17 protein-coding genes and 5 pseudogenes are annotated in these 19,127 nt (G+C 34.9%); all 22 read right to left on the minus strand.

The window, feature by feature from the left end:
* Position 1 precedes the first annotated feature (1 nt).
* On the minus strand, positions 2 to 424 hold the full coding sequence (locus tag JCM21714_RS22660; protein ID WP_268748263.1) for an SDR family NAD(P)-dependent oxidoreductase: 423 nt from the start codon (positions 422 to 424) through the stop codon (positions 2 to 4).
* A 13-nt stretch (positions 425 to 437) separates the two neighbouring features.
* On the minus strand, positions 438 to 623 hold the full coding sequence (locus tag JCM21714_RS23465; protein WP_369403387.1) for a hypothetical protein: 186 nt from the start codon (positions 621 to 623) through the stop codon (positions 438 to 440).
* Entirely contained in the window at positions 608 to 1,720 is a 1,113-nt protein-coding gene (gene yfmH, locus JCM21714_RS01995) for an EF-P 5-aminopentanol modification-associated protein YfmH (protein WP_369403388.1), read from the minus strand. The genes JCM21714_RS23465 and yfmH overlap by 16 nt, the downstream gene beginning before the upstream one ends.
* Positions 1,710 to 2,279, minus strand: a complete 570-nt coding sequence (locus JCM21714_RS23470; protein WP_369403389.1) for a M16 family metallopeptidase — start codon at positions 2,277 to 2,279, stop codon at positions 1,710 to 1,712. Before JCM21714_RS23470 ends, yfmH begins: the two co-directional genes overlap by 11 nt.
* 5 nt (positions 2,280 to 2,284) lie before the next feature.
* Entirely contained in the window at positions 2,285 to 2,995 is a 711-nt protein-coding gene (locus JCM21714_RS23475; protein ID WP_369403390.1) for a peptidase M16 family protein, read from the minus strand.
* Positions 2,996 to 3,170: 175 nt separating this feature from the next.
* Positions 3,171 to 3,893, minus strand: coding sequence for a GntR family transcriptional regulator (locus tag JCM21714_RS02005; protein WP_035721320.1), 723 nt, complete (start codon positions 3,891 to 3,893; stop codon positions 3,171 to 3,173).
* Positions 3,894 to 3,991: 98 nt separating this feature from the next.
* Positions 3,992 to 6,321 (minus strand): annotated as a pseudogene (locus JCM21714_RS02010) (DNA translocase FtsK).
* Positions 6,322 to 6,464: 143 nt separating this feature from the next.
* Positions 6,465 to 6,683 (minus strand): YlzJ-like family protein, encoded by a 219-nt coding sequence (locus JCM21714_RS02015; protein WP_235182541.1) that lies wholly within the window; start codon positions 6,681 to 6,683, stop codon positions 6,465 to 6,467.
* Positions 6,683 to 7,402, minus strand: coding sequence for a ClpP family protease (locus tag JCM21714_RS02020; RefSeq protein ID WP_035721324.1), 720 nt, complete (start codon positions 7,400 to 7,402; stop codon positions 6,683 to 6,685). The genes JCM21714_RS02015 and JCM21714_RS02020 overlap by 1 nt, the downstream gene beginning before the upstream one ends.
* A gap of 357 nt (positions 7,403 to 7,759) precedes the next feature.
* A pseudogene (dapA, locus tag JCM21714_RS02025) lies at positions 7,760 to 8,636 on the minus strand (4-hydroxy-tetrahydrodipicolinate synthase).
* A gap of 154 nt (positions 8,637 to 8,790) precedes the next feature.
* Positions 8,791 to 10,003 (minus strand): annotated as a pseudogene (gene dapG, locus JCM21714_RS02030) (aspartate kinase).
* 13 nt (positions 10,004 to 10,016) lie between these two features.
* The gene (locus tag JCM21714_RS02035) at positions 10,017 to 11,069 is read right to left on the minus strand and encodes an aspartate-semialdehyde dehydrogenase (protein WP_035721327.1); all 1,053 of its coding nucleotides are present in this window, start codon (positions 11,067 to 11,069) and stop codon (positions 10,017 to 10,019) included.
* 94 nt (positions 11,070 to 11,163) lie between these two features.
* Positions 11,164 to 11,757, minus strand: a complete 594-nt coding sequence (locus JCM21714_RS02040) for a dipicolinate synthase subunit B (RefSeq protein WP_035721331.1) — start codon at positions 11,755 to 11,757, stop codon at positions 11,164 to 11,166.
* Positions 11,758 to 11,826: 69 nt separating this feature from the next.
* Positions 11,827 to 11,967, minus strand: a complete 141-nt coding sequence (locus JCM21714_RS20735; protein ID WP_235182542.1) for a hypothetical protein — start codon at positions 11,965 to 11,967, stop codon at positions 11,827 to 11,829.
* The gene (gene dpsA, locus JCM21714_RS02045) at positions 11,951 to 12,709 is read right to left on the minus strand and encodes a dipicolinate synthase subunit DpsA (protein WP_235182543.1); all 759 of its coding nucleotides are present in this window, start codon (positions 12,707 to 12,709) and stop codon (positions 11,951 to 11,953) included. Before dpsA ends, JCM21714_RS20735 begins: the two co-directional genes overlap by 17 nt.
* A gap of 150 nt (positions 12,710 to 12,859) precedes the next feature.
* Complete coding sequence (locus tag JCM21714_RS02050) at positions 12,860 to 13,099, minus strand: YlmC/YmxH family sporulation protein (protein ID WP_035721333.1); 240 nt, start codon at positions 13,097 to 13,099, stop codon at positions 12,860 to 12,862.
* Positions 13,100 to 13,117: 18 nt separating this feature from the next.
* Positions 13,118 to 14,338: a M16 family metallopeptidase gene (locus JCM21714_RS02055; protein WP_035721337.1), complete on the minus strand. Its 1,221-nt coding sequence runs from the start codon at positions 14,336 to 14,338 to the stop codon at positions 13,118 to 13,120.
* 114 nt (positions 14,339 to 14,452) lie between these two features.
* Positions 14,453 to 16,571: pseudogene (gene pnp, locus JCM21714_RS02060) on the minus strand (polyribonucleotide nucleotidyltransferase).
* Positions 16,572 to 16,822: 251 nt separating this feature from the next.
* Positions 16,823 to 17,091 (minus strand): annotated as a pseudogene (gene rpsO, locus JCM21714_RS02065) (30S ribosomal protein S15).
* Positions 17,092 to 17,220: 129 nt separating this feature from the next.
* The gene (locus JCM21714_RS23480) at positions 17,221 to 17,394 is read right to left on the minus strand and encodes a riboflavin kinase (protein WP_369403419.1); all 174 of its coding nucleotides are present in this window, start codon (positions 17,392 to 17,394) and stop codon (positions 17,221 to 17,223) included.
* 14 nt (positions 17,395 to 17,408) lie between these two features.
* On the minus strand, positions 17,409 to 18,161 hold the full coding sequence (ribF, locus tag JCM21714_RS02070; protein WP_369403391.1) for a riboflavin biosynthesis protein RibF: 753 nt from the start codon (positions 18,159 to 18,161) through the stop codon (positions 17,409 to 17,411).
* A gap of 11 nt (positions 18,162 to 18,172) precedes the next feature.
* Entirely contained in the window at positions 18,173 to 19,084 is a 912-nt protein-coding gene (truB, locus tag JCM21714_RS02075; RefSeq protein ID WP_035721341.1) for a tRNA pseudouridine(55) synthase TruB, read from the minus strand.
* Positions 19,085 to 19,127 lie beyond the last annotated feature (43 nt).

Below are 19,127 nucleotides of genomic sequence, written 5' to 3' on the forward strand. Positions count from 1 at the left end.
TTCACCCCCAGATAGAAGTGATCATTACGATTTTGCCAATACGCTGGTGTAACATATCTGGTATAAGATGCTGCACTATTTTCCATGGGGGGGCTTTCAAGTGTAGATGCAGCATATTATCCATTTGCTGATCAGTCATATCTTGAAATAATCCAAAATAAGTGAATCCACTGGTGAAAATAAAATGATCTAATTGTCTTGGTAGTAACTTAAGAAATTGATCAAGACCTTCTTTAACAGATAAATCAGCTTGAATAATATCCAGTATTTGTTCTTTCGGAACTTTACTGATAATTTCATCTATTGCTGACCTGTTATGATGGTAATGTAATACCAATAAATGGCCCTGATTAGCAAATTGCATTGCGATTTCCTTACCTATATCTCCACTTGCACCTGTTATTAAGGTTCTATGTGTCATCATTTACCTCTACTCTCTACTCATTAGTAACGAAGCAAGTGGAAAGTTGTTGCTCTGTAATCCAAGTTTTTGAAAATTCTTTGATTTCTTCGTATGTCAACTGTTCTAACCATTGCACACTTTCAAAGAAATCAATCCCTAAAAGCTGATAATGTGTATATTGATTCGCAATAAACTCAAGAGAATTCATAGCTCGTAACAATTGGCCAATTTTTTACGTTTTATACGCAGAAAACTTTCTTGATCAATTGGTGATGATTGAATGTTTAACAATTCTTCCTTAACCTGTTGAGCTAACTTCTGTGGATCCTTTGTGTTACCGCCAATGATACTAAAACCAAAATCACGTTCTAAATTTGATTCACAACTGAAGGACTGATCAATGAGTCCGAGCTCATAAAGTCTTTCATATGCGACACCACTTCTTGAAAATAGATGATCCGTAACAATGTCCATCATCCATTCTTTTAACATAAATTCTTTAGGGTCTTTTGGAATATCTGTCTCCTTGACTCCGATTAATGCTTTAGGAACAGATACCGGCATTTTAATTGTTAATTCTTTTTCAGCAACATCTTTAGGTTCATCTGGAAAGCTTCTTATGATTGGATTAGGTGCTTCGAATTGTTTTTGCTCTTGATTCTCTTTTATAAATGCCATAGTTTCTTCTGGATCAACATTTCCCGCCACAAATAATACCATATTACTTGGATGGTAAAAGGTATGGTAACAGATGTATAAGTCATCTTTTGAAATCTCATCAATCGATTCAACAGTTCCAGCAATATCAATTTGAACTGGATGATGATGATACAGACTTTTTATGGTGCCAAAGAAGGCTCGCCAATCTGGCTGATCATCATACATACGAATCTCCTGAGCAATAATTCCTTTTTCTTTCTCAACTGATTGTTCAGAAAAGTATGGATCTTGCACGAAATCGATCAACGTTTTTAAACTTTCTCTGATTTTTGAGGTTGCAGAGAACAGATATGCTGTTTTGGTGAAAGAAGTAAAAGCATTGGCAGAAGCGCCTAGTTTTGAGAAGTCCTGAAAGACATCTCGATCCTCTTTTTCAAATAGTTTATGTTCTAAGAAATGAGCAATTCCGTCTGGAACAGTCTGTAATGCCTCTTCATTAAGCGGTACAAAGCTTTGATCAATCGAACCATAATTTGTAGTAAAGATGGCAAATGTTTTGGCCATTTCCCGTTTCGGTAAAATAAAAACACGTAATCCATTTGACAGTGTATCTGAATATATACTTTCCTCTATTTGTTGGTAATGATTATGCTTCATTTTGTGTGACCTCCTTACTAGTCAATAAATAAATCGTATCAAGTTGTACTTGATTGGCTACTTTGACAACTTCTTCTTTTGATACTTGTTTTATATTTTCCAGTAATTGATTGGGCGACAGTTGCGAATGTGCTAATATACTTTGATAATGCAGTTCAATCATTCCTTGTGGATTATCTAATGTTTCGCGTAATTGATTAATTGTCATTTCTTTTGTTTCCTTCAACTCGCTATCGCTAAATTTACCTTCACGCATTTGATCCATTTGCTCTAAAATAATCTCTTTTGCTTTCTGATATTGATCAGGACCAATTCCACTAAAGACAAACATAAGACCCTTATGACTTTCAATTCTGGATGCGGCATAATAAGCTAGACTATGCTTCTCTCTTACATTCATAAATAATTTAGAGCTAGGAAACCCTCCATACAATCCATTAAACACGTGGAGGGCGGCATACTCAGGATCATCGTAAGTTATATTAGTTCGATAGCCAAAATGCAGTTTCGCTTGATTGATGTCATCTTCTTCTACAATAGTTTGTTCTTCTGGTTCCACTTTAGCTATTTCTTTTTGATTGATGACTGCTTTCTATTACTTTTCACTAGATCCGTTACTTTTTTCTCTACATTCAAATCATTAATATCACCTAAGACAAATACATCTAAATGATCATTTTTCAGTATTTCTTCATAATACGCATATAAGTTTTCTGCAGTGATCGCTTCCAAATCTTCTTCATACCCATGAACACGTAAGCGATATGCTTCATCTTTACACATTTCTTCAATCAACCTGTTATTCGCAAAGTTCATTTTATCTTCTTTTAATGCTTCTATTTTATTTTTTAACGTTTGTTTCTCACGTTCTACAATTGTAGGATCGAATGACTGCTTGACAACTTTTGGTTGATAAATCACTTCTTTTAAGAAAGAAATTCCTTTATCTAACAGATCTTGCGAACCTGCAATATATTGTTCATTAGGTAATTCTAATCGAATCGTCAAAATATGATTTTCGCCTTTTTTACTGCTATCAATTGCCAGTACGGTGCCATATAGTTCATCCAGGTGTTGTCTCAGTTTAATTGCAGTTGGGAAATTTTTAGTTCCTTGTTGCAGAACATATGGCAATAGTGCTCTTTTTGTAACATTCTCTCTTGTCAGCTTCGCCATAAATTTCAACGATAAATGAATTGTTTTAAATTTTTTGGTATGTATAAAATGAACATCATAACCATCTTGCTGAATAATTCGATCTAATGTTTCTGACATAACCACTACTCCTTTTATATAATTCGTTATCTACTTATATTCTATCAATAAAACTAGAATATTATGCTCGTTAACAAAAACTGAAACCAAATACGACTTTCTACGTTAAGAAAGAGATAGCAATAGTCATTTTTAAAAAGATCTGGTGTTTGACCAGATCTTTTTTACAAAGCTATTATAATCTTTTTCTCAATACATAAAAACTAAAAACATCTGACCTGAAAAAATTAGCCGAATATAGGACTGGTTCATGATCCTTTGTATAATGCATCTGACGCAACAATAACAACGCCTGATCAGGTTCACAATTTAATATTGGTGATATTCGTTCATGATAACCAATAGGCTCAATATATGCAACTGCATAGTCGATCTCTTTATTTGAATATGTTTTCAGCGCCTCAAATATCGATTCCTGACTATGAATGATCTCTAATGGCATGAGCCTGTGATCTACACGATCAATACAATACACCACAGGTTCCGCGTCTGCTGTTCTCACGCGCTCCATCTGTGCAAATTGTTCAATTTCCAAGGGATCAAAACGATTCTTATCTTCATCTGTTGGTTCTGAAATCTCAGCTGATATATATTGGACACCAGGTACTTTTCCTGACTGCCGAATCATTTCTGTAACACTGCCTAACTGTTCAATACCTGAAGATAGTATTGGTTTAGCATGAACAAAAACACCAACACCCGGTCTTCGAAGTAGTATTTTCTCGTCTTCCAGTATCATGAAGGCGTCGTTAATCTCTTTTCTAGAAACGTCTAACTCTTTAGCTAATTCATATTCTGTTGGTAATTTCTCTTTCTCTTTATAATAGCCATTCTCTATTAAGTTTTTAATTTGTTGAACAACAGAAACTGCTGAGTCATTATTTAAATTAGATCGCATAATTTTCCCCCCCCAACCAATCTATATTCAATAAGAGTTTATTATTTACAAACAAATATAACACTTTTATTTCGAATAATAAAGAATCTTTTATCAATTTAGTTTGAAGTATGTGTTGCCATGTCATCTGTAGACTGTGATTGTAAAACAGTCCTGGGTTTAGATCCTTCATATGGACCAACAATGCCTCTTGCCTCCATTGCATCTATCAAACGTGCTGCCCTGGTATAGCCGATCCGAAAACGTCGCTGTAACATGGAAACACTGGCACTTTGCATCTCCAGCACCAATTGAACAGCATCATCATAAATATCATCGTCTACCTCTTGAACTACTTCTGTTTCTTCTTCTGGAATCATTTCATCCTGATATTGAGCTTTTTGCTGCTCAATACAGTGATCAACAACTCTCTCTACTTCATCATCAGAAAGAAAAGCACCCTGAATTCGAACAGGTTTAGATAATCCTACTGGAATAAACAGCATATCCCCCCCTCTTCCGAGTAATTTTTCGGCACCACCTGAATCGAGAATGGTACGAGAATCAGTTTGAGAAGAAACACTAAAAGCGATTCGAGAAGGAATATTGGCTTTAATCACCCTGTTATTACGTCTACAGAAGGCCGTTGCGTAGCTATTATCAAATGAATTCCTGCAGCACGCGCCATTTGAGCTAAACGTGTAATGGCATCCTCTACATCATTAGATGCAACCATCATTAGATCTGCTAATTCATCTACAATAACCACTATAAAGGGAAGCTGTGGCTGTTGATCTTCTGAATCTTTATTATGGCGCTTTATGTATTCATTATATCCTTCAATATTTCTTGTAGCTGTTTCAGAAAAAAGATCATATCTTCTTTCCATTTCAGCTACGACTTTTTTTAATGCTCGTGAAGCTTTCTTTGGATCTGTTACAACTGGTGATAACAAGTGTGGTATCCCATTATATACATTAAGTTCCACCTTTTTAGGATCGATCATCATCATCTTCACTTCATGCGGTTTTGCTCGCATCAGAATACTCGTAATAATACCGTTAATACATACGCTTTTTCCGCTTCCGGTTGCCCCCCCGGCAACTAGTAAGTGAGGCATTTTATTCAGTTCTGAAATAACTGCTTCACCGGCTATATCTTTCCCTAACGCAAAGGCTAGTTTATTTTGTATTTGCGTTTTTTTCGTTTCTAACACTTCTCTTAAAGTAACCATAGCGGTTTCCTCATTTGGAACTTCAATACCTACTGCAGATTTTCCAGGAATCGGAGCTTCAATTCGAATATCTTTGGCTGCTAAGGCTAAAGCTAAATCATCATGGAGACTTACAATTTTACTAACCTTTACTCCAGCTTCAGGATAAACTTCATATTTTGTTACAGAAGGACCAACATGAACTTTAGTTACACGGGCTTTTACACCAAAACTATGAAATGTTTGTTCTAATTTTCTTACAATTCGTTGTATATGCGTTTTATCTTGTTGCTTTCCATGATTTTTAGGAAGTTCTAATATATTTATTTGCGGAAGTTTGTAATCACGATTTTCAAACTCTGTCGTCGGTAATTGCTCGGATTCAGCAGTCTTCCATTCTTTTTCTGAATGACTTCCTTTTTCATTAGTCTCTGATACATTATCTGTTGATGTTTCAGCCATTTCCTCTATTACGGGCTCTACTATATCTATTTCCTGATTCGCATAAGCTATCGCAGGTAATTGTTCCTCATTATGATTGATTTCCTCTTTCACTAATAATTTTGTTTCATCTTTATTAGTCTTATTCTCATTTCTATGAGCTTTCCAATCTATTAAACTCTGTTTTCTATTTTTAAACATTTCTTTTATTTTATGAAAAAGTGTGGAAAATAAGTCACCCATTGATAGATTACTAAGAACAACTATTCCAATCACAACGAAAAAGAATGCTAAAATCTTTGCTCCATAATTGGAAAATAAAAAGTTACTAACAGCAAACAATAGAGCAGCATATAAGCCCCCCCCACCAAGATATGCAGATGACTTTGCACCTTGTAAATACTCGATATAAAAAGAATAACTCTGACCTATAATAGATGGGTATTGTTCAGGGAAGATATAAGCTAACTCAAAGGTACGAATATGTGTCCATAAAAGCAATCCAGATAAAACAAGATAAATACCGATCCATTTTCTTGTTTTCATGACAGGATATTTTCGTTTAATCATTAGAAAAACACCTAAAAATAATAGAAGAACAGGAACTATGAAATACCACGATCCAAAGAAAAACCGAAAGATATTCTCTAATAAGGAAGAAACTGCACCTTCACTAATCATGCTGGCACCACTTCCGAATATTGCTAAAAAAATGAATAATAATCCTACTAATTCTACTTTTATATTGGATTTTAATGTTTGTTTTTTTCGTCTTGTATTTTTCTTTTTAGCCATAAAGGTCACTCCTCAAAACTATCAACTAATTAGATTCAATATTCTTAAATGATTAAAGGAAGGAAATACCCTTGCCATCTTCTATAGCAAGGGTGCGATCATTTCTTCTATTATAGCATAGTTTATGAAATAGAACGAATATTCTATCGAAGCAATCTTTGATTAGATATGATGGTTCCTGGTGCGAAATCATTTAAAAGAAAATCTTGCGGATCTGTTGATAGCAATTGAATCAATTTTATATCACCATTTTCCAGTCGCTGAACCGAACATTGTCTATTTTGATATTCCATTACTTCAAATTGCTCATATTCATTTCCAAGGCCGTGTATATCATTATAACTTAACGGTGTATAAAGCATTATTGAATCAACTCCTGTGAATGTTTTTGAGTGTCAATAAATTCATTTAATTTTACCATTGCACCACTTATCCCGCCTTCTTCATTGATCAAGCCGTATTCAACAGCATCCTTACCAATCACATTTGTTCCAATATCTCGAGTAAGATTTCCTTTCTCAAACATTAGTTTTTTAAATTTATCTTCTGTAATTTTTGAATGTTCCGTAACAAACTGAATGACCCTTTCTTGCATTTTATCGATATATTCAAAAGTCTGTGGCACACCAATGACAAGTCCTGTTAAACGGATAGGATGTATTGTCATGGTGGCAGAAGGCGTAATAAATGAATAATCCGTTGACACTGCTATAGGTACACCAATGGAATGACCTCCACCTAATACAACAGAAACAGTAGGTTTTGATAAGGAAGCAATCATTTCAGATAGAGCTAGTCCTGCTTCCACATCTCCACCAACTGTATTTAAAATAACTACTAAGCCTTCAATTTTAGGATTTTGCTCAATTGCTACAATTTGTGGTATGAGATGTTCATATTTAGTTGTTTTGTTATGGGGAGGTAATTGCACATGTCCTTCCACTTGACCAATAATAGTTAAGACATGAATGTTTGAATCTGGCGCACTAGGTATCGTGGATTGACCAAGTTGTTGTATCTTTTCTACTAATGATGATGAGTGGGATTCATTTTCTTTCGTTTCTTCTTTTTGTTGGTTCATAGCTCTAACCCCCCCTTTACGCAATATTATTAATTAGTATGAACTACAATGAAAAATTCATACAAACCATAATAATATTGCTAAACCAACCTGATCCGATTAATTGCAAATAAAAATAGGTCACAATAGAAAGATTATGCGACATAACGCCTGTGGCAATTTTGAAATTGTTTTTTCCTGCTAAGCAGCTGAAGCGATTGTTACACCTAATATAAATCTCAAAATGACTGCTTATTAAATCAAAGTTATGTCGCATAATCTTCCTTTTATACATCAACTTAGCTTATTTTATAAATATACAAAGTGATACCCACGATTGTTTACATATAAATAAAGCGACTACTTGTATGTAGTCGCTTATTGGAAGGATTCGATTACGCGGAATAGATTTTGTTCTTCAAATGGAGATAAAGGTACTAAAGGTAATCGAACAGAACCTACGTCAATTTGTTGATATTTCAAAGCCGATTTGACTGGCGAAGGAGATGGCGCCATAAATAATGCTCGCATAATTGGTAGTAATCTGCGATGCAATTGAGCAGCTTCTCTAACTTTTCCATCCTCAAATAAATTGATCATTTCTCTCATTTCATTACCAATAATATGAGAAGAAACAGAAACAATACCAGATCCACCTATGGAATGAATTGGCAATGTCAATGAATCATCCCCCCCACTATAAACAGTAAATCCCTCTTCAACTTGCTCTAATATAGAAGCAATACTGTCTAAGTCTCCTGTAGAGTCTTTAACAGAAACAATATTATTTACTTGCGAAAGAGCAACAACTGTTTCCACATTTAATCGAACAACTGCTCTCGAGGGAATATTATATAACATGATAGGAAGTTTTGTTTCTTCAGCAACCGCTGAAAAGTGCTGATATAACCCTTCCTGATTTGGCTTATTATAAAATGGCGTAACAATAAGGGCTGCATCCACACCTATTTGTTCTGCTTCTTTTGTTAATTCGATGGAAGCCTGCGTATTATTATTACCAGTACCAGCAATAATTGGAACGCGACCATCTACTACTTTTACCACATGTTTAAATAAAGTTATCTTTTCTTCATGACTTAACGTGGGAGACTCCCCCCGTTGTACCTGCTACCACAAGACCTTCAGATCCATTAGCCAACAAGTGTTCCACTAATTGCGAAGTAATATTTAAATCAATTCGATTATTTTTATCAAATGGTGTAACCATCGCTGTTAATAGTCTACCAAAATCCATAATGTCACCCTCTCCTTTCCAATCTCCTTCACCTTATTTTAGAACGATAAACATTGGTTGTGTATTTTTCAGTATTTATTATGGTTGTAAAATTAAAGTATGGCAAATATGATTAGGCCACAAAAGGATAGAATTAAAAACATATATTTTATTTTTACTCCAATTGAAAAGCTACATGCAAAGCATTAAGTGCAGTTTCTAAATGCTCATTTTGGATCAATACCCAAATCGTACGATGGCTATCCGCTGACTGCAAGATAGGAATCTGCTTATTTGCTAAAGTTTGAACAATTTTAGAGGTAACACCAGGTAAGCCTGACATGCCTGCTCCAACTAGTGATACCTTAGCACAATCCTTCGTGTAGACAGGACTAACATTTAAAGCATTTAAAACGTTTCTAGCCAGTAAGTAATCTCGTTCGAAAATTGTGTAAACAACCCCCATTGGGAGAGATATTTATAAAATCTACAGAAATACCAGATTCTGCCATCGCTTTAAATACCTTCACATGTAATTGCTGAGGTTCTATTGTTTCTTGAATTTTAATTTGGGTAATATGATTCACATATGCTATTCCAGTGACTAGTCGATCATGAATATTCTCGGAATAATCTGACTCAGGAATATTTGTTATCAGTGTTCCCTTGTCTTTAAGTAAATTAGAACGAACTCGAATGGGTACATTAGCTTGCATAGCAATTTCTACAGCTCTTGGATGTATGACTTTTGCTCCTTGATACGCTAAATTGCAAATTTCTGTATATGAGATAGCCTCTAGCTTTTTTGCATTGGATACTACTCTTGGATCAGCTGTCATAATGCCATTAACATCCGTAAAAATATCTACATATTCAGCTCGTAATGCAACTGCTAACGCTGTAGCAGAGGTATCACTACCACCTCTGCCAATTGTTGTAATTTCATTATTATCCGTTTTCCCTTGAAAACCTGCTACAACTATAACTTGATATTTTTTTAACAGTTCATATATGTGTTTTGTATCAATCGTTTTAATCTGAGCATTTGAGAAATTATCTGTTGTAATAATTCCGGCTTCTCCACCTGAAATAGCGACGGATTCAATCTGCTTTTCTAATAGATCATGCGAGAATACTGTGGCAGAAATGATCTCACCACAAGATAATAATAAATCTTTTTCCTTATTGCTTAGTTCAGTTTGATTTCCATTGATCAAAGCTAATAAAGAATCTGTTGCATAAGGATCCGGAAAACGTCCCATTGCGGAAACGACAACTACTAATTTATAGCCTTCCGCAAGTGCTTCCTTAATATGACCAATTGCATGTAGCCTTGAAGATTTATCTTTAACAGACGTTCCACCGAACTTCTGAACTAAAACCCGCATGATCCCACCTCATTTATTTTTGTAGCCAGTTATTTTTTATTAATGATTCTGCAATTTGAACAGAATTCCATGCAGCACCTTTTAATAAGTTATCTGATACAACCCATAAATGAAATCCTTTGTCGTTATCTAAGTCTTTACGAATTCGTCCAACAAATACATCAGGCTTTCCTGCCGCTGAAAGAGGAGTAGGGTACACTTGGTTCTCTGGATCATCTTCTAGTACTACACCCTCAGCATTGCTAATTGCTTCTTTTAACTGCTCTACTGTCACACCGCTTTTATCCACTTCTACATAGACACTTTCAGCATGAGAAGTAAAAAATGGTAATCTTACACATGTTGCAGCTACTTGTACCGTATCGTCATGCATGATTTTTTTCGTTTCATTAATCATTTTCATTTCTTCAAATGTGTATCCATTCTCTTGAAATACATCAATTTGCGGTAATGCATTAAACGCTATTGGATAATATTTCTTTTCTCCTGTAACAGGTAGTAATTCAGCTTTTAGATCTTCACCTTGTAAAAATGCCTCTGATTGTGCACGTAATTCGTCTAATGCCTCATTTCCTGCACCAGACACTGCTTGATAGGTTGATACAATAACTCTAGACATTCCAAATAGATCTCTTATAGGTTTTAATGCTGCAACCATCTGTATAGTTGAACAGTTTGGATTAGCAATAATTCCATTATGACTCTTGATATCTTCTTCATTGACTTCGGGTACAACTAAAGGCACCTCTGGATCCATACGATAGGCACTAGTATTATCCACTACTACAGCACCACGTTTTACAGCTTCAGGTGCTAACTGTTTCGAAACACCTCCACCTGCTGAAAATAAAGCAATATCAATATTTTCAAAACTTTCTGGTGTGGCCTCCTGCACCGTATATTTTTTCCCTTGAAATTCCATTTCTGCACCTGCAGAACGCTTTGATGATAATAATAGTAAGTCTTTTATTGGAAAGTTCTTTTTATCCAGCGTTTCTAGCATTTTTGTTCCTACGGCACCTGTAGCACCTAAAACTGCTACATTATAAAGTTGAGTTGTTGTCATGTTATTTGTCCCCTTCCATTTGTTTCAATGTTTATTATAATTATCTACATTATCATAACATATAAATTAAATTTCTTTAATTATTTCGTCGTGATTAACGATTTCTTTCAATTATAACTGGTTGAATCTGTCTGTACTCCAGTGCTTCCTTCACTGTTTCAGGAATTAATGTCATATCAGACACTAAAGAATTAGGCTTTTTATATGGATCATCCTGACCATATGGCACAAAATAAATAAGCTTTGTTGCCATTAAACGCATTAAATTAACACCATTTAACCCAAGTGCATCATTGGTGGATACACCAATTACGATTGGATTCCCATTTCGAATCGTTGCTTTTGCAGCCATTAACACTGGTCCGTCAGTGATTGCATTTGCTAAACGACTCATAGAATTACCAGTTAAAGGCGCTAGTACCATCAAATCTAATGGCTCAGCAGGTCCTAATGGTTCAGCATCCACTATAGATGAAATCGGTTCACGACCAGTTATTTGCCGTACCCGATTCATATGTTCTTGAGCTTCCCCCCCAAATTTACTATCTGTATCTTTAAAAGTATGTGAAACAACTGGCACCAATTCAGCACCTAATTCTATTAATTTTTCCATTTGAGGAAAGACTGCAGCATACGTACAATGAGAGCCTGTTAAGCCAAAACCTATTTTTTTTCCTTCAAGTTTCACAACAATACCTCCTAAGCATTAATGCTAGTTATATGCCCATTATATGCTTAGCTTATATTGTTGTTACTTTCAAGAAGACTGTATTAAAGAAGCAATTCGATTTGCCATGATCTCTCCGGCGGTTTTTGGTGCCACCATACCTGGTAGGCCTAAGGCATGAATAGTTTCTATACCCCCCCGCTTTTTAGCAAAATCAAAATCTACCCCCACCAGGTTTGGAAGCCAAGTCAATAATGATAGCCTGATTATTCATTTTTTCTAATAAGGATCTATTCACTACTTGAGAAGGAACTGTATTTATTAATATTTGACACTTTTCAATTACGTTTCCTATTTGTTTAAATGAATAGCCCTGCCAACTTCTTTCATAAATTCGAGCTAAATCAGCTTCATTAATGGAGACGATAGAGACGTTTGCTCCCAAACCCGCAAATGCATTTGCCGTTGTTTCTCCGACACGTCCAAATCCTAAAATAAACACATTTGCATGATGAATGGTGATATCTGTATGCTTAATTGCTAACATAATAGCGCCCTCTGCTGTCGGTATTGAATTATAAATAGCGACATCGTCTCTATCCATCAGTCGAATTAAGGTTAAACCTCTTGATGAAGTATATTCATCCAAGGTCTTATTTGAAATCCCAGTAAAAACAAAACAATTTTGTGGTAGTGATTGAAACCACTTATTAGTTAATTGTATTCTTTGATTTGAAAACATTGTATCTATATATCCTTGGTCATCAATGCCTGTAATAGGTAAAACAACTCCATCAAGATTAGATGTATCTAAATTATCTATTGAAGATTGCATAACCCCTGTATAGCTTTGTTCCACTAAATCGAAACCTAAGATTTGAATATGGATATCACTCTTTTTATTCAGAGTCTGTATTAAAGGCAAATAACGAGCATCGCCTCCAATAATGACAATATTTTTCATTTTCTGCATTTTGTCACCTCACAAAATCACTAACTATATTATTTTTTCTAGACTATTATATGTAAGCATGGTACAGAAGTGAAGGGGCAACTATCATGGTTAAACATATCTTTAATCGAAAGCTTTAAAATAAAAAAACGAAGCTATTTATGCTTCGTTCTAAATTTGATCTGTCTCTACGATGATCATGTCATCTCCAATTTTTTTTATCTGTTTCCAATCGATACGTGAATATGTTTCTGTTTTTCTTAACCCAAACATACTATATTGTGGAATTGTAAAAGAAAGAATTTGACCCGTTTTCTCGTCCACTTCTAAATCAGTTTGACCTAATACACCTAAGCGAGAACCTGTAGTTAAGTCAATCAATTCTTTACTACTCAAATCATTAAACCGCAATTCTAACACCTCCAGTCTTTAATTAGGTGCAATAATGGCTGACGCAGCGTTACTTGAGTTCAATTGATTTAATATTATACTTATATCATCCTGAGTAACATTATCAATTTTCTGCAAAATATCATCTAATGACGGATGCTCATCTAATAGCAATTCATTTCTTGCATTACGGCTCATTTTGCTATTTGTACTCTCAAGACTTAACATATAAAGTCCCTTTAATTGTTCTTTACTATTTTTCCACTCTTTCTCTGTTAACCCATTATGATGTAGCTGATCTACAACTTGATCTATTTTTTCTCGGACCATATCTAACTGATGTTTAGATGTACCTGCATAAATAGTTAGTAAACCAGAATCCAAAAAAGAGCTATGGTAAGAAAAGATCGAATAAGCCATACCATCTTTTTCTCTGATTTCTTGAAAAAGACGAGAACTCATGCTTCCTCCCAATACATTATTAACAATCATCATTGGATAGATTAGCTTATCTTCCATTCCTACCCCCCCTTCATAACCTAAACAAATATGTGCTTGTTCTGTTTCCTTCGTTTGGTTAATATGATTGGCATGAAATGCAGGTCTAGGTTGTGTTATAGTTTGACTGTTCACCTTTATATCCATTGACAGGTAATGTTCAATGGTTTCGATAAAATCCTGCTTTACATTACCTACAATAGATATCACCATATTAGAAGGAAGATACTGTTCATTAAAACACCTAAATAGATCTTGTTGCGACAAGTTAGTCACGGTGGATTTCGAACCTAATATAGGCCTTGCCAAACTATTGGATTTATAAACTGCATCTGCTAAAAGGTCATGAATAATGTCATCAGGAGTATCTTCCGTCATATTTATTTCTTCTAAAACTACCTTCTTTTCTCTTTCTATTTCTGTCTCTTCAAATGTTGAATGTAGTAACATATCCGACAGTATATCAATTGCTAGCTCTTTATGGGTATCTAGTACTTTCGCATAAAAGCAAGTGTATTCTTTTGAAGTAAAGGCATTGATTTCGCCTCCAATACCGTCGAAAGCTTCAGCAATTTCTAATGAGGTTCGATTTTTAGTTCCTTTAAATAACATATGTTCAATGAAATGAGATATGCCATTTTGTTCTAATGTTTCATTTCGGGAACCTGTCTTCACCCAAATACCAATAGTGATAGATCTTACAGTTGTAATCTCTTCTAATACAATCCGCATACCATTTGAACATTCCTTACGATATAACAAACCAATATCTCCTCCTATACAGTTAAAACCATAAACCCAGTCAATTCTCCAGAATTAACGCTATATTTACTCTTAGATTATAAAAAGAAACTGGTTATCCAGCTTCTTTTTTTGTTACTTATTTTTTTCTTCTTTCTCTTTTTGATCAACCAGAACTGCTTTTCTAGAAAGATTCACTCTGCCTTGACGATCAATTTCTTTTACTTTAACCATAATTTGATCACCAATCGAAACAACATCTTCCACTTTGGCAATTCTTTCTTCTGCTAATTCTGATATGTGCACAAGTCCTTCTTTGCCTTTAAATAACTCTACAAATGCTCCGAACTTCTCGACGCGTTTAACTGTTCCAAGATACAATTCACCTACTTCTACTTCACGAACAATATCTTCAATTAACTTCTGCGCTTTTTTGTTCATTTCATTATCGATAGAGGAGATAAACACATGTCCATCTTGTTCAATATCAATCTTAACTCCAGTTTCCTCAATGATTTGATTGATTTGCTTACCACTCGGTCCTATTACAGCACGGATCTTATCTGGCTTAATATCCATAGTTAAAATTTTAGGTGCGTAGTTTGAAAGTTCAATTTTAGGAGATTGGATGGTCTCTAACATATGTGACAGAATATGCATACGGCCTATTTTTGCCTGAGTCAAAGCTTCTTCCAATATTTCACGGGATAAACCATCAATTTTAATATCCATTTGCAGAGCTGTAACACCTTTTTCAGTACCTGCAACCTTAAAGTCCATATCCCCCCAGAAAATCTTCCATACCTTGAATATCACTTAAAATCGTATAATCTTCACCTGATTTAACCAAGCCCATTGCAATCCCAGCTACTGGAGATGTAATTGGAACACCAGCATCCATCATTGCCATTGTACTTGCACAGATACTCGCTTGTGATGTAGACCCATTTGATTCAAGAACTTCTGATACTAATCGAATCGTATATGGGAATTCCTTTTCATCTGGTACCACTTTTTCTAAAGCACGCTCACCTAAAGCACCATGACCGATTTCTCGACGTCCCGGTCCTCTAATTGGACCTGTTTCTCCAACACTGAAAAGTGGGAAATTATAATGATGCATAAATCGTTTTGATTCCTCTGCATCAATTCCATCTAAAATCTGTACATCACCAAGTGCACCCAGTGTACAAATACTTAATGCTTGTGTCTGTCCACGTGTAAACAACGCAGAACCATGTGTTCGTGGTAAAACGCCTATTCGTGAAGAAAGGGGTCTGATTTCATCAATTTTTCTTCCATCAGGACGTATCTTTTCTTTCGTAATTAGACGACGTACTTCTTCTTTCATAATCTTATCTAAAACATTTTTTACCTGTTTTAATTTGTCAGCATCTGCTTCTTCTTCCTCAAAGGAATGTATTACATCTTTTTTTACTTGTTCAATAGCTTCTTCTCTTGCGCTTTTATCAAACACTTGGATAGCTTTGACCAAATCAGCCTTAGCTCTATCTTCCACTTCTTTTACAATTTCTTCTGCAGGTTCAAATAATTTAATTTCCATGTTCTCAATTTCAAATGCATCAATAATCTCTTCTTGAAAAGCTATAAGTCGTTTAATTTCTTCATGACCAAACATGATTGCTTCAAGCATGACACCTTCAGGTACCTCATTAGTACCTGCTTCTACCATATTTATGGCATCCTTAGTCCCTGCTACTGTTAAATCAATATCACTTTTTTCTCTCGCTTTTAAGGAAGGATTAACAACAAATTCCCCGTCAACGCGGCCTATTACAACACCTGCTATTGGCCCATCAAATGGAATATCTGATACACATAATGCAATGGACGATCCAATCATTGCCGCAATCTCAGAAGGTAAGTTTTGATCGACACTCATTACCGTGCTTATTACTTGTACTTCGTTACGGAAGCCATCTGCAAATAATGGACGAATTGGTCTGTCAATCAGTCTCGATGTTAAAATAGCTTTTTCGCTTGGTCTTCCTTCTCTTTTAATAAAACCACCCGGAATTTTCCCAACCGCATATAAACGCTCTTCATAATTTACCGTTAATGGGAAAAATGGTAAATCTTTTGGTTCTTTAGAAGCTGTTGCTGTTGCTAATACTGCTGTATCACCATAATGCACCATACATGCTCCGTTTGCTTGCTTTGCCAATTCACCAATCTCTACACGAAATGGATGACCTGCGATTTCAGTCGTAAATACTTTTTTTTCATCAACCATTATAGTACTCCTCTCAAAACAACTATGCTTGTCCTTCACTATAACTTATTTTAGCACGTTGTTTCCTCATATGTAACTAGTTCCATTTATTTAACTGCAAATTTGAATAATACTAGTATTTTCTAATTTGAATGGAATTAATCCGTAATTCTAGAATATTTACCAACATTATATCTTTAACATGATGCAAATTCTCACAAGTTTATTTTTACATACAGAAAAAGCGGGATCACTCCCGCTTTTAACTTGGTTTATCGACGTAAACCTAATTGTTGAATTAGTGTACGATAACGAGCAACATCATTATTACGCAAGTAGTTTAACAAGTTACGACGTTACCTACCATTTTCAATAGACCACGACGTGAGTGGTGATCTTTTTTATGAATGCGTAAGTGATTATTCAAATTATTGATATCCTCTGTAAGGACAGCAATTTGAACTTCTGGTGAACCAGTATCGTTCTCATGTGTTTTGTATTCACTAATAATTTCATTTTTACGCTCTTGTGTGATAGCCATCCTATTCACCTCCTAAAAATATCTTGAAACACCAATCCCCCTAGCAATCGACGGAGAAATCAAATTGCCAAGCAGATGGTTCCCAAATAAAACAATACAACTTTTCACCTTGAAATGCAAGTGGTTTCCTTAATTTATCGAAAAAAATTGTCGAACTTGTACTTCATCATCTTTTAATTTATCGATTAATTCTGTCACGTCAGAAAATTTTTCTTCATCACGGATATATTTTTTCCAATAAACTACTACATTCTCACCATATATATTTTCATCAAAATCAAAAATATGAACCTCTATTTTAATCGTCTCACGATCATCTAAAAAGTCGGATTATAACCAATATTAGCCATTCCAGAATAAATTTCATTGTCAATTTTTATTTCCACTGCGTAAACTCCGATACGTGGCAAAACATAATCGTCTTCGATCTTTATATTAGCTGTTGGATAACCGATCGTTCTGCCACGTTTATCTCCATGAATGACTTCCCCACCTAACGTGTATGGTCTTCCGAGTAATCTTTCCACTTCTTCCATCTTCCCACGTTTTAAATCGGCTCTAATTCTAGTGGAGCTTATTTTCTCTCCTTGAAAATCTAAACGACCAATTGTTGTAACTTCTGTATTTAAATGGACTAAATCATGAATATTTTCCATATTACCTGCACCCTTATGACCGAATGTAAAATCAAAGCCAGCCACAATATGAGTGATATGTAATTCATCTGCAAAATGTGTTAAAAACTCTTTTGGTGATAACTTTGCTAAGTTTTTATCAAAGCGAATAATATAAAGTCGGTCTACTCCCAATAATTCTATCTGCTTTATTTTCTCTTCTATCGGTGTAATATAGCGAATGGTTTCCTTCGTATTTTGTAATACAACAGATGGATGAGGATCAAAGGTAATAACAGCTGATTTTTTATTTGATTCTGCAGCAATCGTTATCGCCTTTTTGATAACTGTTCTATGTCCTTGATGAACACCATCAAAAAAGCCAAAAGCTGCAACAGTATTTGGTTGTTCATCTTTCGTTAATTGGTGAGGATACACAAGTGAGTGTACTTCCATCTGCATGTCACCTACTTTCTATCATCAAGTCTAAATACTCGAGCTGGTTTTATTTCTTTATGATTATCATGAAATTGATAAATTGCTAAAAGTTGATTATCAAAAACCATCCTGAAAAAGTCGGTTTTTGGCAGTTTGTCAGGTTTGGGTAACTTTTGTCCATAAAGAACTTTGCGTTTCGTTTCTTCATCAACTTCTAATTTGTCTAAATGTTTTAAACCTTTATCCATTGATAATAAAGGTATTTTCTGATTCTCATTTTTTAATAATTGAAGTTTATTTAAGGTAATTGTATCACTCTTATAAAAGTCGGCACTAGCTATTCTTATTAATTGTAACATATGGGCAGGAAAACCAAGCATTTTGCCAAGATCAACGCAGAGTGTGCGAATATATGTACCTTTCGAACACGTAACATCAAATTCAATTTGCTGTTCGTTATTTACATGATCATATGTAGTCGATAAAAAACGTATATTATGGATATAAATCTGTCGATATGGCCTTTCTACAGGGATCGCATTCCTTGCATACTCATATAGTCTTTTACCATTGATTTTTACAGCAGAATATAATGGAACCTGTTGCGTAATCTCTCCCTCAAAACTAGCCAATGCTTGTTCAATCTTTTCAGTGGGAAGTGCTGAAGCTACCTCTTTTATATCCTTTTTCATACCTGTATGATCCTCTGTATCGGTGGCATAGCCTAATAAAGCAGTCGCCCGATATGTTTTAGAAGTATTAAGCAGGTACGGAACAATTTTAGTTGCTTCACCAATACATAATGGCAAAACTCCTTCGACTTCTGGATCAAGTGTACCAGTATGTCCAACCTTTTTGGTTTGAAGAATTTTCCTTACTTTCATCACACAGTCATGTGATGTTAAGCCTTTTTCTTTCCATAATGGTAAAATTCCGTCCATTAGTTAACCCCCCAACGCATTAAAAAAACTTGAAAATTATTGA

It is taken from the genome of Gracilibacillus boraciitolerans JCM 21714 (assembly GCF_000521485.1).
Lineage (GTDB): Bacteria > Bacillota > Bacilli > Bacillales > Amphibacillaceae > Gracilibacillus > Gracilibacillus boraciitolerans.

Bases quoted from the DNA above. Each gene is read 5' to 3' on its own strand.
- JCM21714_RS02015 (WP_235182541.1), bottom strand. From the start codon at position 6,683: ATGCTTTATACACCGTTAAGTTATAATGATATACACGGCCTTGGAAAT.
- yfmH (WP_369403388.1), bottom strand. From the start codon at position 1,720: ATGAAGCATAATCATTACCAACAAATAGAGGAAAGTATATATTCAGAT.
- JCM21714_RS02020 (WP_035721324.1), bottom strand. From the start codon at position 7,402: ATGAACCAACAAAAAGAAGAAACGAAAGAAAATGAATCCCACTCATCA.
- dpsA (WP_235182543.1), bottom strand. From the start codon at position 12,709: ATGCAGAAAATGAAAAATATTGTCATTATTGGAGGCGATGCTCGTTAT.
- JCM21714_RS02035 (WP_035721327.1), bottom strand. From the start codon at position 11,069: ATGACAACAACTCAACTTTATAATGTAGCAGTTTTAGGTGCTACAGGT.
- truB (WP_035721341.1), bottom strand. From the start codon at position 19,084: ATGGACGGAATTTTACCATTATGGAAAGAAAAAGGCTTAACATCACAT.
- ribF (WP_369403391.1), bottom strand. From the start codon at position 18,161: ATGGAAGTACACTCACTTGTGTATCCTCACCAATTAACGAAAGATGAA.
- JCM21714_RS22660 (WP_268748263.1), bottom strand. From the start codon at position 424: ATGATGACACATAGAACCTTAATAACAGGTGCAAGTGGAGATATAGGT.
- JCM21714_RS02005 (WP_035721320.1), bottom strand. From the start codon at position 3,893: ATGCGATCTAATTTAAATAATGACTCAGCAGTTTCTGTTGTTCAACAA.
- JCM21714_RS23475 (WP_369403390.1), bottom strand. From the start codon at position 2,995: ATGTCAGAAACATTAGATCGAATTATTCAGCAAGATGGTTATGATGTT.